Below are 16,470 nucleotides of genomic sequence, written 5' to 3'. Positions count from 1 at the left end.
TTGGTCAGCGCGGCGGTCAACGTGGTCTTGCCATGGTCAACGTGACCAATGGTGCCGACGTTCACGTGCGGCTTCTTGCGCTCAAATTTAGCTTTCGCCATGACTAACTACCTCTAATTGAAAAATTTTGTGAGAAGCGACTGAGCGAACTCAGCCCTTCTTGGTGACGGCGTCGGCGATGTTGGCCGGTGCCTCTTCGTAATGGTCGAATTCCATCGAGAACGTCGCACGGCCCTGGCTCATCGAGCGCAGCGAGGTCGCATAACCGAACATTTCGCCCAGCGGAATCATCGCGTTGATGATCTTGCCCGACGGGCTGTCGTCCTGACCCTGCAACACGCCACGACGGCGGCTCACGTCGCCCATCACGTCACCCAGGTAATCCTCCGGGCTGACGATCTCGACCTTCATGATCGGCTCCAGCAACACCGGGCTGGCTTTCGCAAAGCCCTGCTTGAACGCCATCGACGCGGCCAGCTTGAACGCCATTTCCGAGGAGTCGACGTCGTGGTACGAGCCGAACACCAGCTTGACCTTCACGCCCACTACCGGGAAGCCGGCGATCGGACCACTGGTGATCGTTTCGCGCAGACCCTTTTCGACCGAGGGGATGAATTCCTTCGGGATGATGCCGCCGGTAATGTCGTTGATGAAGAGGAAATCGTCCTTGACGTTGTCGCTCTTGCGATCTTCTTCGCTCATCGGCGACAGCTCGATCACCACGTGACCGTACTGACCTTTACCACCGGACTGCTTGGCGTGCTTGTAGTCGGACTTGACGTCGGACTTGCGGATGGTTTCGCGGTAGGCCACCTGCGGCTTGCCGACGTTGGCCTCGACATTGAACTCGCGACGCATGCGGTCGACGATGATGTCCAGGTGCAACTCGCCCATGCCCGAGATGATGGTCTGGCCGGATTCTTCGTCGGTCTTGACGCGGAACGAGGGATCTTCCTGCGCCAGACGACCCAGGGCCATGCCCATCTTTTCCTGGTCCGACTTGGTCTTCGGCTCCACCGCCATCGAGATCACCGGCTCCGGGAAGATCATGCGCTCCAGGGTGATGATCTTGTCCTGCGCACACAGCGTGTCACCGGTGGTGACGTCCTTCAGACCCACGGCAGCGGCGATGTCGCCAGCGCGCACTTCCTTGATCTCTTCGCGATTGTTGGAGTGCATCTGCAGGATGCGGCCCACACGCTCTTTCTTCGACTTGACCGGGTTGTAGACCTGGTCGCCGGAGTTCAAGGTGCCCGAATAGACACGGAAGAACGTCAGCGAACCCACGAACGGGTCGGTCATGATCTTGAACGCCAGCGCCGAGAACGGTGCGGTGTCGGTCGCAGCGCGAGTGTCTTCCTTCTCGTCTTCGTCGATACCCGCAACCGGCGGACGGTCGGCCGGCGACGGCAGCAGGTGCACGACGCCGTCGAGCATGGCCTGCACGCCCTTGTTCTTGAACGCCGAGCCACAGAACACCGGCACGATCTCGACCTTCAGGGTGCGCTCGCGCAGACCCACCAGGATCTCTTCTTCGCTCAGGTCGCCTTCGTTGAGGTACTTGTCCATCAGGTCTTCGCTGGCTTCTGCAGCCGCTTCCACCATGAACGAACGCGCCTCGGCCGCGATCTCGACCAGATCGACCGGGATGTCGCGGTATTCGAAGGTGGTGCCCTGCGAGGCGGTATCCCAATGGATCGCCTTCATCTTGAGCAGGTCGACCACGCCCTCGAAACCGTCTTCGGCGCCGATCGGCACCTGCATCGGCACGGCGTAGGCACCCAGACGGGCCTTCAGCTGCTCAACGACCTTGTCGAAGTTGGCACCGGTACGGTCCATCTTGTTGACGAAGGCCATGCGCGGCACGGAATACTTGTTGGCCTGGCGCCACACGGTCTCGGACTGCGGCTGCACGCCACCGACGGCACACAGCACGAACACCGCACCGTCGAGCACGCGCAAGGAGCGCTCCACTTCGATGGTGAAGTCGACGTGCCCGGGGGTGTCGATGATGTTGAAGCGGTGCTGCTGCATGGACTTGTCCATGCCCGACCAGAACGCAGTGGTGGCAGCGGAGGTAATGGTGATCCCACGCTCCTGCTCCTGCTCCATCCAGTCCATCACTGCAGCGCCGTCATGGACTTCGCCGATCTTGTGACTGACACCGGTGTAGAACAGGATGCGTTCGGAAGTGGTCGTCTTGCCAGCATCGATGTGGGCCATGATGCCGAAGTTGCGGTAACGCTCGATAGGGGTGGTGCGGGCCACGGGGAGCCTCTCAATTTCTTGGATTTCGGATGGCCGAACGCCGCCTTTCGGCGGCCTTCGGATTTGGATGCGACGCGAAAACGCGTCGCAAACAGCACTCAAATGGTGCTGAAGGGCCCCGTTACCAAGGCCCCCGAGGTCACCAGCGGTAGTGTGCGAACGCCTTGTTCGCCTCCGCCATACGGTGCGTCTCTTCGCGCTTCTTGATCGCGCCGCCACGGCTTTCCGAGGCGTCCAACAGTTCTGCAGCCAGCTTGCGCGGCATGGTGTTCTCGCCACGCTTACGCGCGGAATCGATCAACCAGCGCATTGCCAGCGCCATGCGACGGGAGGAGCGCACTTCGACGGGCACCTGATAGGTAGCACCACCGACGCGACGCGATTTGACTTCGACAGCCGGGGCCACGTTGTCCAGTGCTTTCTGCACCAGCTCGACGGCATTCGGATTCTTTTCGCCAATGACGTCCATCGCGCCATAGACAATTTTCTCAGCAACCGACTTCTTGCCACTTTGCATCACCATATTGATGAAGCGGGCAATGGTTTCGCTGCCATGCTTTGGATCAGGCAGGACGGTGCGCTGCGGAGTAGAACCTTTACGGGACATTAGAGTATTTCCTTAGCTCTTCGGGCGCTTGGCGCCGTACTTGGAACGACCTTGACGGCGCTTTGCGACGCCGGCGGCGTCCAGCGAACCACGGACGGTGTGATAACGCACACCGGGAAGATCCTTGACGCGGCCACCGCGAATCAGGACCACGGAGTGCTCCTGCAGGTTGTGGCCTTCACCACCGATGTAGCTGATGACCTCTTCCTGGTTCGTCAGGCGCACTTTGGCAACCTTACGCAGGGCCGAGTTCGGCTTCTTCGGGGTAGTGGTATAGACGCGTGTGCAGACGCCGCGGCGCTGCGGACACTTGTCCAGTGCCGGGGAGGCACTCTTGTAGGTGGTCGCTTGCCGAGGCTTGCGGACCAGCTGATTGATCGTCGTCATCAGTTGATTCTTCTGATAGGAGGCCAGACGGCCTTGCACGAAAACAAAGGCAGGCCGAAAAACGGCCCGCCGAGACAGGGAAGTATAGCTGGCAGGACAAAACTCCGTCAACTTCACGGAAATCTAACCCGCTGGCCCATCCAAAGGCCGGAAAACGGAGGGCCTCCTGCCCTCCTTTTCGCTTGGCTTACGGCGGCCTTGCGACCGCCGTCGGAGCGCTTACTCCTCGTCCGCGCCAGCGTCGGCCACGGCTGCGACCGGTTCGGCCACCGTCGGCTTGCCCGACAGCGTTTCCATTTCCGAGTCGGTCAGACCCGAGGACTTGCGACGTCCGGCGTGATACGCCAGACCGGTACCGGCCGGGATCAGACGACCCACGATCACGTTTTCCTTCAGACCGCGCAGGTTGTCGCGGGTGCCGCGCACGGCAGCCTCGGTCAACACGCGGGTGGTCTCCTGGAACGAGGCCGCCGAGATGAACGACTCGGTCGCCAACGAGGCCTTGGTGATACCCAGCAGCACCGGATCGTACTTGGCCGGCAGCTCGCTACGCGTGGTCAGACGTGCATTTTCCTCGATGACGCGCTGGCGCTCGACCTGCTCGCCATTGAGGAACTTGCTGTTGCCCTGGTCGGTGATCTCGACCTTGCGCAGCATCTGACGGGTGATCACTTCGATGTGCTTGTCGTTGATCTTCACGCCCTGCAAGCGATACACGTCCTGGATTTCCTTGACCAGATACGCGGCCAGCGGCTCGACGCCCAGCAGACGCAGGATGTCCTGCGGGCTCGGCTCGCCGTCCACCACGGTCTCGCCCTTGGTCACGTGCTCGCCTTCGAACACGATGATCTGGCGGTACTTCGGGATCAGCTCTTCGTGTTCCGAACCATCGGTGTCCTTGATGATCAGACGCTGCTTGCCCTTGGTGTCCTTGCCGAAGCTGATGATGCCCGAGCGCTCGGCCAGGATCGCAGGATCCTTCGGCTTGCGTGCTTCGAACAAGTCGGCAACGCGCGGCAGACCACCGGTGATGTCGCGGGTCTTGGACGCTTCCTGCGGGATCTTCGCAACCACGTCGCCCACGCCGACGGCGGCGCCGTCCTGCAGGTTGACGATGGAGCGCGGCGGCAGCAGGTACTGCGCCGGCAGATCAGTGTTCGGGATGGTCAGGTCATTGCCCTTGCCATCGACGATGCGCACGATCGGACGCAGTTCCTTGGCCTGTGCACCACGACGCTTCGGGTCGGTGATTTCGCGCGAGGCCAGACCGGTCAGTTCGTCGGTCTTCTCGATGACGGTGACGCCGTCGACGAAGTCGATGAAGCGGATGAAACCGGCCACTTCCGACACGATCGGGTGGTTATGCGGATCCCAGTTGGCCACGCCCTGGCCAGCCTTGACCGCATCACCGTCCTTGGCGGTGATGGTGGCACCGTAGGGCAGCTTGTAACGCTCGCGCTCGCGGCCATGGCCGTCGAGCACGGACAGTTCGCCCGAACGCGAGACAGCGACCAACGCGCCGCTGGCGTGCGCCACCGACTTGAGGTTGTTGAACTTCACCGAACCGGTGGTCTTGACGGTGATGTTGTCCACTGCCGCCGCACGCGATGCCGCACCACCGATGTGGAACGTACGCATGGTCAGCTGGGTACCCGGCTCACCGATCGACTGCGCGGCGATGACGCCGACCGCTTCGCCGATGTTGACCTGGTGACCGCGTGCGAGATCACGACCGTAGCAACGTGCGCACACGCCGAACGAGGATTCGCAGCTGATGGTCGAACGCACTTTCACCGACTGCACGCTGGCGTCTTCCAGCTTGGCAACCCACGCTTCGTCCAGCAGCGTGTTGCGGGTGACGATCGGCTCTTCGTCGTTGCCCGGCAGATAGACGTCCTCGGCCACCACACGGCCCAGCACGCGCTCCCTCAACGGCTCCACGACATCGCCGCCTTCCACGATCGGGGTCATGATCAGCCCCTCGGTGGTGCCGCAATCGACTTCGGTGATCACCACGTCCTGCGCGACGTCGACCAGACGACGGGTCAGGTAACCCGAGTTCGCGGTCTTCAACGCGGTATCGGCCAGACCCTTACGGGCACCGTGGGTGGAGTTGAAGTACTCCTGCACGTTCAGGCCTTCGCGGAAGTTGGCCTTGATCGGCGTCTCGATGATCGAGCCATCCGGACGCGCCATCAGGCCGCGCATACCGGCCAGCTGACGGATCTGCGCCTGGCTACCACGCGCACCGGAGTCGGCCATGATGTACAGCGAGTTCATCGACTTCTGGTCGATGGTCTCGCCCTTGGCATTTTCGACCTTCTCGGTACCGATGGTGTCCATCATCGCCTTGGCGATGCGCTCGCTGGTGCGCGACCAGATGTCCACAACCTTGTTGTAGCGCTCGCCGGCGGTGACCAGGCCCGACTGGTACTGCTCCTGGATTTCCAGCACTTCGGCTTCGGCCTCGGTGAGGATGCCTTTCTTCTCGTCCGGGATCAGCATGTCGTCGATGCCGATCGACACGCCTGCGCGGGTGGCGTAGGCGTAGCCGGTGTACATCAGCTTGTCGGCGAACACGACGGTGTCCTTCAAGCCCAGCAGACGGTAGCTGGAGTTGATCAGACGCGAGATGTTCTTCTTGGTCATCTCGGTGTTGGCCAACTGGAACGGCAGGCCTTCGGGCAGGATTTCGCTCAGCAGCGCGCGACCGACCGTGGTGTCCACGATCGAGGTACCGCTGGTGCGCTTGCCATCGACGGCGTCGACGTCCACCTGGGTGATACGGACCTTGACCTTGGCGTGCAGTTCCACCACGCGGTTGTCGTAGGCGCGCTTCACTTCGCTGGTGTTCGCAAACACCATGCCCTCGCCCTTCTTGTTCTCCAGGGCGCGGCTCATGTAGTAAAGACCCAACACCACGTCCTGCGACGGCACGATGATCGGCTCGCCGTTGGCCGGCGACAGGATGTTGTTGGTGGACATCATCAGCGCACGCGCTTCCAGCTGGGCTTCCAGCGAGAGCGGCACGTGGACGGCCATCTGGTCACCGTCGAAGTCGGCGTTGAAGGCGGTACACACCAGCGGATGCAGCTGGATGGCCTTGCCTTCGATCAACACCGGCTCGAACGCCTGGATGCCCAGACGGTGCAGGGTCGGCGCACGGTTCAACAGTACCGGATGCTCGCGGATGACTTCTTCCAGGATGTCCCAGACTTCGGCTTCTTCGCGCTCGACCAGCTTCTTGGCGGCCTTGATGGTGGTGGCCAGGCCGCGACGCTGCAGCTTGGCGAACACGAACGGCTTGAACAGCTCCAGCGCCATCTTCTTCGGCAGGCCGCACTGGTGCAGCTTGAGGTACGGACCCACGGTGATGACCGAACGACCGGAGTAGTCCACGCGCTTGCCGAGCAGGTTCTGACGGAACCGGCCCTGCTTGCCCTTGATCATGTCGGCCAGCGACTTCAGCGGACGCTTGTTGGTGCCGGTGATGGCACGGCCGCGACGGCCGTTGTCCAGCAGCGCATCGACCGATTCCTGCAGCATGCGCTTTTCGTTGCGCACGATGATGTCCGGCGCATTGAGCTCGAGCAGGCGACGCAGGCGGTTGTTGCGGTTGATCACGCGGCGGTACAGATCGTTCAGATCCGAGGTCGCGAAGCGGCCACCATCCAGCGGCACCAGCGGACGCAGGTCCGGCGGCAGCACGGGAAGCACGGTCATCACCATCCACTCCGGGCGGTTGCCCGATTCCAGGAAGGCTTCGATCAACTTGATGCGCTTGGTCAGACGCTTGAGCTTGGTTTCCGAACCGGTGCTGGCGATTTCTTCGCGCAGGCGGGTCATTTCCGACTGCAGGTCGATCGTGCGCAGCAGCTCGTACACGGCCTCGGCGCCCATGGCGGCGTCGAAGTCGTCGTTGTATTCCTGGCGTGCGGTCAGGTACTGCTCTTCGGTCAGCAGCTGGCGGCGCTCGAGCGGGGTCAGACCCGGCTCGGTGACCACGTAGGCTTCGAAGTACAGCACGCGCTCGATATCACGCAGGGTCATGTCCAGCATCAGGCCGATGCGCGAAGGCAGCGACTTGAGGAACCAGATGTGCGCGACCGGCGAGGCCAGGTCGATGTGACCCATGCGCTCGCGACGCACCTTGGCCAGCGTGACCTCGGTGCCGCACTTTTCGCAGACCACGCCACGGTGCTTCATGCGCTTGTACTTGCCGCACAGGCACTCGTAATCCTTGATCGGTCCGAAGATGGCGGCGCAGAACAGGCCGTCACGCTCGGGCTTGAAGGTCCGGTAGTTGATGGTTTCGGGCTTCTTCACTTCGCCGTAGGACCACGAACGGATCAGGTCAGGCGAGGCCAGCGCGATCTTGATCGCGTCGAAATCCAGCGTCTGGCGCTGTTGATTGAAGAGGTTGAGCAGGTCTTTCATTGGATATCTCCGGGTCGGAGGAATTTCGTATCTGAGATGAAACCGAGGGCATTACGTTCCGGATCCCGGCACCGCGTTACGGCGCCGGGATCCGGCTCGATCACTCTTCCAGTTCCATGTTGATCGCCAGCGAGCGGATTTCCTTCACCAACACGTTGAAGGATTCCGGCATGCCCGCGACCATCTCGTGCTCACCATCGACGATGTTCTTGTACATCTGGTTGCGGCCCTGCACGTCATCGGACTTCACCGTCAGCATTTCCTGCAGGGTGTAGGCCGCGCCGTAGGCTTCCAGCGCCCAGACTTCCATCTCACCGAAGCGCTGACCACCGAACTGCGCCTTGCCGCCAAGCGGCTGCTGGGTGACGAGCGAGTACGGACCAGTCGAACGTGCATGCATCTTGTCGTCGACCAAGTGGTTCAACTTCAGGTAGTGCATGTAGCCGACCGTGGTCTTGCGATCGAAGGCTTCGCCGGTACGCCCGTCGTACAACTGGGTCTGACCGCTCTGCGGCAGTTCGGCCAGTTCCAGCATGCGCTTGATTTCCGCTTCGCTGGCGCCGTCGAACACCGGGGTGGCCATCGGCACGCCGTCGATCAGGTTCTTGCCCAGGTTGAGCAATTCCTCATCGCTGAACTGCGACAGATCCACGCGCTGTGCATTGATCGCGCTGTCGTGGTTGTAGATGTCGTCCAGGAACTTGCGCAGCTCGCTGACCGCAGTCTGGGCTTCCAGCATGCGCTGGATCTTGCGACCCAGGCCCTTGGCGGCCCAGCCCAGATGCACTTCCAGAATCTGGCCAATGTTCATACGCGACGGCACGCCGAGCGGGTTCAGCACGATGTCGACCGGCTCGCCGGTGGCCATGTACGGCATGTCCTCGACCGGCACGACGTTGGAGACCACACCCTTGTTGCCGTGGCGGCCTGCCATCTTGTCGCCCGGCTGGATGCGGCGCTTCACTGCCAGGAACACCTTGACCATCTTCAGCACGCCCGGTGCGAGGTCGTCGCCCTGGGTGATCTTGCCGCGCTTGTCGGCGAAGCGTGCTTCGAATTCCTTCTCGTGCGCCTGGATCTGCTTCTGTGCGCGTTCGATCGCATCGGCTGCGTCGTCGTCCTTCATGCGCAGCTGGAACCAATCGGACTTCTTCAGCCCGTCCAGGTACGCGTCGGTGACGTTATCGCCCTTCTTCAGGTTCGGACCGCCATTGGCGACCTTGCCGACGATCTGCGAGCGCAGACGTGCGTAGATGGCCGCTTCCAGGATGCGGAACTGGTCGTCGAAGTCCTTCTTGACGCGCTTGATCTCGGATTCTTCGATCTGACGCGCACGCTTGTCCTTCTCGATGCCGTCGCGGGTGAAGACCTGCACGTCGATGACGGTGCCGTCCATGCCCGGCGGCACGCGCAGCGAGCTGTCCTTCACGTCGGACGCCTTCTCACCGAAGATCGCACGCAGCAGCTTTTCTTCCGGGGTCAGCTGGCTTTCGCCCTTCGGCGTGACCTTGCCGACCATGATGTCGCCGGCGCGCACTTCCGCACCGATGTACACCACGCCGCTTTCGTCCAGACGGTTCAAGGCCTGCTCGGACACGTTCGGGATGTCGGCGGAAATTTCCTCCGGCCCCAGCTTGGTGTCGCGTGCAACGCAGGTCAGTTCCTCGATGTGGATCGTGGTGTAACGATCCTCTTCCACCACGCGCTCGGAGAGCAGGATGGAGTCTTCGAAGTTGTAGCCGTTCCACGGCATGAAGGCGATCAGCATGTTCTGACCCAGCGCCAGTTCACCGATATCGGTGGACGGGCCGTCGGCCAGCACGTCGCCGCGCGCGATCACGTCGCCCACATTCACCAGCGGACGCTGGTTGATGCAGGTGTTCTGGTTGGAGCGGGTGTACTTGATCAAGTTGTAGATATCCACGCCGGCATCGGTGCCGCCGCCGATTTCTGCCTCGTTGACCTTGACCACGATACGGGCCGCGTCGATCTGTTCGATCACGCCACCACGCAGCGCATTCACGGTCACGCCCGAGTCGCGCGCAACCGCACGCTCGATGCCGGTACCGACCAGTGGCTTTTGCGAACGCAGCGTCGGCACGGCCTGGCGCTGCATGTTGGCGCCCATCAGTGCGCGGTTGGCGTCGTCGTGTTCCAGGAACGGAACCAGCGCCGCGGCGACCGACACGGTCTGCATCGGCGAGACGTCCATGAAGTGCACTTCGGCCGGCGGCTTCAGCAGCGACTCGCCCTGGAACCGGCACGGCACGAACTGCTCGGTGAGCATGTTCTTGGCATCAGTCAGCGCGTTCGCCTGGGCGATCACGTACTCGTTTTCTTCGATCGCCGACAGGTACTCGACGTCGTCGGACACCTTGCCGTCCAGCACCTTGCGGTACGGCGTCTCGAGGAAGCCGTACTGGTTGGTGCGGGCGAACACGGCCAGCGAGTTGATCAGGCCGATGTTCGGGCCTTCCGGGGTTTCGATGGTGCAGACGCGGCCGTAATGAGTCGGATGCACGTCGCGCACTTCGAAGCCGGCGCGCTCGCGGGTCAGACCGCCCGGGCCCAGCGCGGAGACGCGACGCTTGTGCGTCACTTCCGACAGCGGGTTGTTCTGGTCCATGAACTGCGACAGCTGCGAGGAGCCGAAGAATTCCTTGATCGCCGCAGCCACCGGCTTGGCGTTGATCAATTCCTGCGGGGTCAGACCTTCCGACTCCGCCATCGACAGACGCTCCTTGACCGCGCGCTCGACGCGGACCAGGCCCACGCGGAACACGTTCTCGGCCATTTCGCCGACCGAACGCACGCGACGGTTGCCCAGGTGATCGATGTCATCGACCACGCCGCGACCGTTACGGATCTCGGTGAGCACCTTGATCACTTCCAGGATATCGGAGGTGTCGGTGTGCTCGGCGACCAGGCGCTTGGATTCTTCGTCGTTGCGCTCGGCAAAGTACTTCTTGTCGTACAGCACCGACTCGCCCAGCACTTCCTTGCGGCCGACGCGACGGTTGAACTTCATGCGGCCGACCGTGGACAGGTCGTAGCGCTCGAAGGTGAAGAACAGGTTGTGGAACAGGTTCTGCGCGGCTTCCTTGGTCGGCGGCTCGCCCGGACGCATCATGCGGTAGATCTCGACCAGCGCTTCCAGCTGGGTCTTGGTCGGATCGATACGCAGCGTATTGGACAGGTACGGACCACGATCCAGATCGTTCACCCACAGGGTGCCGACTGCATCGACGCCGGCCTTGCGGAACGCGGTCAGTTGGTCTTCGCTGATCTCGTCGTTGGCATTGGCCAGCAGTTCGCCGGTCGACCCATCGACCACGTCGTGCGACAGGATGCGGCCGATCAGGTAATCGTCCGGCACGGCCAGCGCAGCGACGCCAGCAGCTTCGAGCTGCTTGACGTGACGCGCGGTGATGCGCTTGCCCGCTTCCACGATGACCTTGTCGCCATCGGCCAGGTCGAAGTTCAGCGTTTCACCACGCAGACGCTCCGGCACCAGCTCCAGCTGCACGCCTTCGTCCGGGTTGATGTGGAACGTGTTGATCTCGAAGAACTCGGCCAGCATCTCTTCGTTGCTGTAGCCAAGCGCGCGCAGCAGGATCGACACCGGCAGCTTGCGGCGACGGTCGATACGGGTGAACAGCGCGTCCTTCGGGTCGAACTCGAAGTCCAGCCAGGAACCGCGGTACGGAATGATGCGGGCGCTGTACAGCAGCTTGCCCGAGCTGTGGGTCTTGCCACGGTCGTGGTCGAAGAACACGCCCGGCGAGCGGTGCAGCTGCGACACGATCACGCGCTCGGTGCCGTTGACGATGAAGGTACCGTTGCCGGTCATCAGCGGAATTTCGCCGAGGTAGACCTCCTGCTCCTTCACGTACTTGATGGCCTTGGTCGACGACTCACGGTCGTAGATCACCAGGCGCACGGTCACGCGCAGCGGCGCGCCATAGCTCATGCCACGCTGACGGCACTCGCGCTCGTCAAACACCGGCTGACCCAGCTTGTAGCCCACGTACTCCAGCGCAGCATTGCCGCTGTAGCTGGAGATCGGGAACACCGACTTCAAAGCGGCATGCAGACCGAGGTCCTTGCGCTTGGTCGGCTCCACGTCTTCCTGCAGGAACTCACGATAGGAATCCACCTGGATGGCAAGCAGGAACGGCACTTCGAGGATCGAGCGCTGCTTACCGAAATCCTTGCGGATACGCTTTTTTTCGGTGAACGAATAAGACGTCATGAGGTCTTCACCCTAGGCTGCGGGGGCCGCGTCGCGGCGGCCCTGAAATAACAAAATTGTCAGTTGGAAGTCGCTGGTATTGCCGGCACCAGCACGCCTTCTCCCGCTACTTCCAACTACCAACTCGGTGAGGCCGGGAATCGGGAGTGGGAATTCGGGAATCGTAAGAACGCGCAACCTTCAAGTTGCGATCCTCCAATCCCCATTTCCCACTCACGTCCGAAACGGCCAAAGGCCGGGAGCTTTACGCTCCCAGCCTTCAGTGCATCACCATGAAACGCTGGCGATGCAAGTGCTGCTTACTTGACTTCGACGGTCGCGCCGGCTTCGGTCAGTTCCTTCTTGATCTTTTCGGCTTCTTCCTTCGAAGCGCCTTCCTTCAGGACGCCACCGGCTTCGGTCAGGTCCTTGGCTTCCTTCAGACCCAGGCCGGTCACGGCACGGACGGCCTTAATGACGCCGACCTTGTTGGTGCCGCAGTTGGTCAGCACCACGTTGAACTCGGTCTGCTCTTCCACAGCAGCGGCCGGGCCAGCTGCAGCAGCGGCGACCGGAGCGGCAGCGGAGACGCCGAACTTCTCTTCGATGGCCTTGACCAGCTCCATCACTTCCATCAGGGACTTCTCGGCGATGGCTTCGACGATCTGTTCGTTGGTAAGGGACATTGTGATTACCTTTAAATGATTTTCTGGATTGGGGTTCTAGCGAACGCTAGGACATCAAGCTTCGGCAGTCTCGGCGACCGGCGCGGCGGCTTCGTCGCCACCACCCTGCTTGTCGCCCACGGCCTTGACGGCACGGGCAAACATGGCAGCAGGTTCGGACAGCACGCGGGCCAGCATGGCCAGAGCCTGGTCACGGGTCGGCAGCGATGCCAACACGTCGACGTGACCAACCGGGAACAGTTCCCCGCCGATGGACACGACCTTGGCCTGCAGCTTGTCGTTGCTCTTGGCAAATTCCTTGATCAGGCGACCGGCTGCGCCGGGCTCCTCCATCGAAAACGCATACAGCAAAGGACCGACCAGCTTGTCAGCAGCGACAGCGAAATCAGTACCTTCGACGGCACGCGCAGCCAGTGTGTTCTTGACAACTTTCAAGAACACACCGGTTTCGCGGGCCTGCTTGCGCATCGCGGTCATCTGGGAGACCGTGGTGCCAGCGTATTCGGCGGCGATCAGGGAGTGAGCCTTGGCGGCGATGTCTGCCAGCTCGGCGACTACTTCTTGCTTCTGGGACAGATTGAGAGCCATTGCACTCCTCCGTTAAAGCCGGGATTCGGGATTAGCGATTCGGGATTCGCCAGAGCTGATGAAGCCGCTTCTGCCAATCCCCAATGCCGAATCTCCAATCCCAGCTTCAAACTACTCCGCTCGCGGCTCCTGCCGGTTGCGGTCCAGGGCAGCCTCCATCCTGGAAGCCGGGAACATCGACCGATGTTCCTTTGGTGGCCGTTCTAGACCTGGAGTGGACTCGATCCGGGATGTCCCAGACGCGCGTAAACCAGAAAACTCCAGAAGGGCGACACCATCTACGCCGGCCAGTTCGCAACGAACCAATTAAGCGATCCCGCTGCATCGACGGCGACTCCATGCCAGTGCGAGCATCCGTGCCCGTCGTCGATCTGCGCTGACCGCGCCTGCGGTCTTTGACGGCTACCGCCGGACATGCCGGCGATCGCCTTCAAAATGTCCGTTACCCCAAAGGAGGGAACGGACTCCCAGCACACGGTAAACCGGGCCGGAAAAACAATGCTTTACTACAGCGACGAGTCAGGCCCATGACAGGCCTGCCCCATCACATCACTTCAGCGCAAGGCTGGACTGATCGACGGTGACGCCAGGGCCCATCGTCGAGCTGACCGACACCTTCTGCAGGTAAGTCCCCTTGGAGGTGGCCGGCTTGGCCTTGATCAAGTCGAGCAACAGCGCCTGCAGGTTCGACTTCAGCGCTTCGTCGTCGAAGCTGGCCTTGCCGATGGTGCAGTGGATGATGCCGGCCTTGTCGGTGCGGTAACGCACCTGACCCGACTTGGCATTCTTGACCGCTTCGCCCGGGTTCGCCGACACGGTGCCGACCTTCGGGTTCGGCATCAGGCCGCGCGGGCCCAGCAGCGTGCCGAGCTTACCGACGACGCGCATCGCGTCCGGGGTGGCAATGACCACGTCGTAGTTCAGATCGCCGGCCTGCATCTTCTCGGCCAGATCGTCCATGCCCACCGCCTCGGCGCCTGCAGCCAGGGCTTCGTCAGCCTTGGCGCCGGCCGGGGCGAACACGGCAACACGCACGCTCTTGCCGGTACCTGCCGGCAGCACGGTCGAACCGCGCACCTGCTGGTCGGACTTCTTGGCGTCCACGCCCAGGCGCACAGCGACGTCGATGGATTCGACGAACTTGGCCTTGGTCACGGTCTTCAGGATCTTGATTGCGTCTTCGAAGGCATAGGTCTTGCCCGGAACGACAGCGGCCGCAATGGCCTTCACGCGCTTGCTCTGTGCCATGTCTTAGCCCTCCACCGTCAAACCCATGCTGCGGGCAGAACCCGCAATCGTCCGCACCGCCGCTTCCAGCTCGGCCGCCGTCAGATCGGCTTCCTTGACCTTGGCGATCTCTTCCAGCTGCTTGCGCGTCACCTTGCCCACCTTGTCGGTGTTGGGGCGCTTGGAACCGGAGGTCACACCTGCGGCCTTCTTGAGCAGCACGCTGGCCGGGGTGCTCTTGGTGACGAAGGTGAAGGTACGGTCGGAATACGCGGTGATGATCACCGGCGTCGGCAGACCCGGCTCCAGCTTCTGCGTGGCGGCATTGAACGCCTTGCAGAATTCCATGATGTTCAGACCGCGCTGACCCAGCGCAGGGCCGACCGGCGGCGCAGGATTGGCCTGACCGGCCTTGACCTGCAGCTTGATGTAAGCAACTACTTTCTTAGCCATTTCAATACTCTCCGGGTGCTAGCGCCTTAACTACAGGCTCCCCATCGGACCGGGAAAATCACGCGTCCCGGCTTCGCGCTTTGACCACACGCAGATGGCCGCCATGCGGCAGCCATTGTTTCCCGGCGGTTCGCCAGGTGAGCGAGCCGCGCACTATAGCAGTATTTGGAGCGGGCGCCTAGACGACGCCCAACCGGGGTCAGCCCTTCTCGACCTGACCGAATTCGAGCTCGACCGGCGTGGACCGACCAAAGATGAGCACGGCAACCCGCAGCCTGCTCTTCTCGTAGTTGACCTCTTCGACGACGCCATTGAAGTCGTTGAACGGACCATCGGTGACGCGCACCATCTGGCCCGGCTCGAACAACACCTTCGGACGCGGCTTTTCGACACCGTCCTGCACACGCTGCAGGATCGCATCGGCCTCTTCGTCACGAATCGGCAGCGGGCGATCGGCGGTACCGCCAATGAAGCCCATCACCTTGGAAGTCTCCTTCACCAAGTGCCAGCTTTCATTGTCGATGCGCGGGATACCGGCCTCTTCATGCGTTTCGATCTGCACCAGCACATAGCCGGGGAAGAACTTGCGCTCGGACCGACGCTTCTGGCCGGCGCGCATTTCGATGACCTCTTCGGTCGGCACCAGCACATCGCCGAAACGATCTTCCATTTCGGCGCGCACGATGCGGTCGCGTAAGGCCTGCGCAACGGATTTTTCGAAGCCTGAATAGGCGTGAACGACATACCAACGCTTCACTGCTTGATTCTCCTCAACGAGCCAGGAACCACTGCGTGAGCTTCTGGATGACGAAGTCGAAGCCGCCCAACAGCAAACTCAGAATGATCACAACAACAATGACGACCCAGGTGGTGCGAATGGCTTCCTGGCGCGTCGGCCAGACCACCTTGCGCAGCTCGAACCTGGATTCGGACATGAATTCGCGGGTTTCCCGGCCCTTGCCGGTTCCCAGAAACACAAACGCACCGGCGGCCAACCCGACAATCACCGCCAACGCGCGCAATTGCGGCGTCCAGGCGCCAAGCTGGGTTGCGCGCTCGGGCGCAGAAAACCAGAACCACACAAATAACCCCGCAACCACCAGGATCGCGGAGAGGGCGTATTTCACGATATCAGCGCTGGCAGCAGACGCGCTTTTGGAAGGCTCGATTTTGCTATTCATCCGGCTCTAGTTACCGATCTGACCCGAATCGCTGGGCCGGAAAGAGGAGTGGCACGCCAGGAGGGACTCGAACCCCCAACCTGCGGTTTTGGAGACCGCTGCTCTGCCAATTGAGCTACTGGCGTATGTACTCGTTTACCGCAAACCCCAAGACAACGAAGGCGGACCGAGTTTCAGCCGGCCCGCCATTCGTTTGAATCCAGTTGCCCGAAGGCAACCGGATGCAGGCACTACTTACTTGATGATCTTGGCAACCACGCCGGCGCCGACGGTACGACCGCCTTCACGGATGGCGAAGCGCAGACCTTCATCCATCGCGACCGGGTTGATCAGGGTCACGACCATCTTCACGTTGTCGCCCGGCATCACCATCTCCACGCCTTCCGGCAACTGGCAAGCGCCAGT

Annotated in this window: 12 protein-coding genes, 1 tRNA gene and 1 pseudogene; all 14 read right to left on the bottom strand. The window is 61.9% G+C overall.

The features are described from left to right. Positions 1-101 (bottom strand): GTP-binding protein (locus GGR62_RS20430; protein WP_046933714.1); only part of this gene is annotated, 101 nt, incomplete at its 3' end. Between the two features lie 49 nt (positions 102-150). After that, positions 151-2,268 (bottom strand): elongation factor G, encoded by a 2,118-nt coding sequence (gene fusA, locus GGR62_RS20425; protein WP_184409651.1) that lies wholly within the window; start codon positions 2,266-2,268, stop codon positions 151-153. 139 nt (positions 2,269-2,407) lie between these two features. Continuing rightward, positions 2,408-2,875, bottom strand: a complete 468-nt coding sequence (gene rpsG, locus GGR62_RS20420; protein ID WP_005993356.1) for a 30S ribosomal protein S7 — start codon at positions 2,873-2,875, stop codon at positions 2,408-2,410. Positions 2,876-2,887: 12 nt separating this feature from the next. Beyond that, positions 2,888-3,262 (bottom strand): 30S ribosomal protein S12, encoded by a 375-nt coding sequence (gene rpsL / locus GGR62_RS20415; RefSeq protein WP_002811712.1) that lies wholly within the window; start codon positions 3,260-3,262, stop codon positions 2,888-2,890. A gap of 219 nt (positions 3,263-3,481) precedes the next feature. After that, on the bottom strand, positions 3,482-7,699 hold the full coding sequence (rpoC, locus tag GGR62_RS20410; protein ID WP_184409650.1) for a DNA-directed RNA polymerase subunit beta': 4,218 nt from the start codon (positions 7,697-7,699) through the stop codon (positions 3,482-3,484). Between the two features lie 100 nt (positions 7,700-7,799). Then, the gene (gene rpoB, locus GGR62_RS20405) at positions 7,800-11,951 is read right to left on the bottom strand and encodes a DNA-directed RNA polymerase subunit beta (protein WP_184409649.1); all 4,152 of its coding nucleotides are present in this window, start codon (positions 11,949-11,951) and stop codon (positions 7,800-7,802) included. A gap of 299 nt (positions 11,952-12,250) precedes the next feature. After that, positions 12,251-12,616: a 50S ribosomal protein L7/L12 gene (gene rplL, locus GGR62_RS20400; RefSeq protein WP_184409648.1), complete on the bottom strand. Its 366-nt coding sequence runs from the start codon at positions 12,614-12,616 to the stop codon at positions 12,251-12,253. Between the two features lie 54 nt (positions 12,617-12,670). Further along, complete coding sequence (gene rplJ / locus GGR62_RS20395) at positions 12,671-13,204, bottom strand: 50S ribosomal protein L10 (RefSeq protein WP_184409647.1); 534 nt, start codon at positions 13,202-13,204, stop codon at positions 12,671-12,673. 549 nt (positions 13,205-13,753) lie between these two features. Beyond that, a complete protein-coding gene (rplA, locus tag GGR62_RS20390; RefSeq protein ID WP_184409646.1) occupies positions 13,754-14,452 on the bottom strand; it encodes a 50S ribosomal protein L1 in 699 nt (232 codons plus the stop codon). Positions 14,453-14,455: 3 nt separating this feature from the next. Continuing rightward, positions 14,456-14,884, bottom strand: coding sequence for a 50S ribosomal protein L11 (gene rplK, locus GGR62_RS20385; protein WP_184409645.1), 429 nt, complete (start codon positions 14,882-14,884; stop codon positions 14,456-14,458). 199 nt (positions 14,885-15,083) lie between these two features. Continuing rightward, positions 15,084-15,641, bottom strand: coding sequence for a transcription termination/antitermination protein NusG (gene nusG / locus GGR62_RS20380; RefSeq protein WP_023902816.1), 558 nt, complete (start codon positions 15,639-15,641; stop codon positions 15,084-15,086). Between the two features lie 13 nt (positions 15,642-15,654). Further along, on the bottom strand, positions 15,655-16,065 hold the full coding sequence (gene secE, locus GGR62_RS20375; RefSeq protein ID WP_184409644.1) for a preprotein translocase subunit SecE: 411 nt from the start codon (positions 16,063-16,065) through the stop codon (positions 15,655-15,657). A 49-nt stretch (positions 16,066-16,114) separates the two neighbouring features. Then, positions 16,115-16,190, bottom strand: a tRNA-Trp gene (locus GGR62_RS20370). Between the two features lie 109 nt (positions 16,191-16,299). Beyond that, positions 16,300-16,470: pseudogene (locus GGR62_RS20365) on the bottom strand (elongation factor Tu); the annotation flags it as partial.

It is taken from the genome of Xanthomonas sp. 3075, assembly GCF_014197275.1.
Taxonomy (GTDB): domain Bacteria; phylum Pseudomonadota; class Gammaproteobacteria; order Xanthomonadales; family Xanthomonadaceae; genus Xanthomonas; species Xanthomonas campestris_B.
This window is presented reverse-complemented; position numbering and strand designations above follow the sequence as displayed.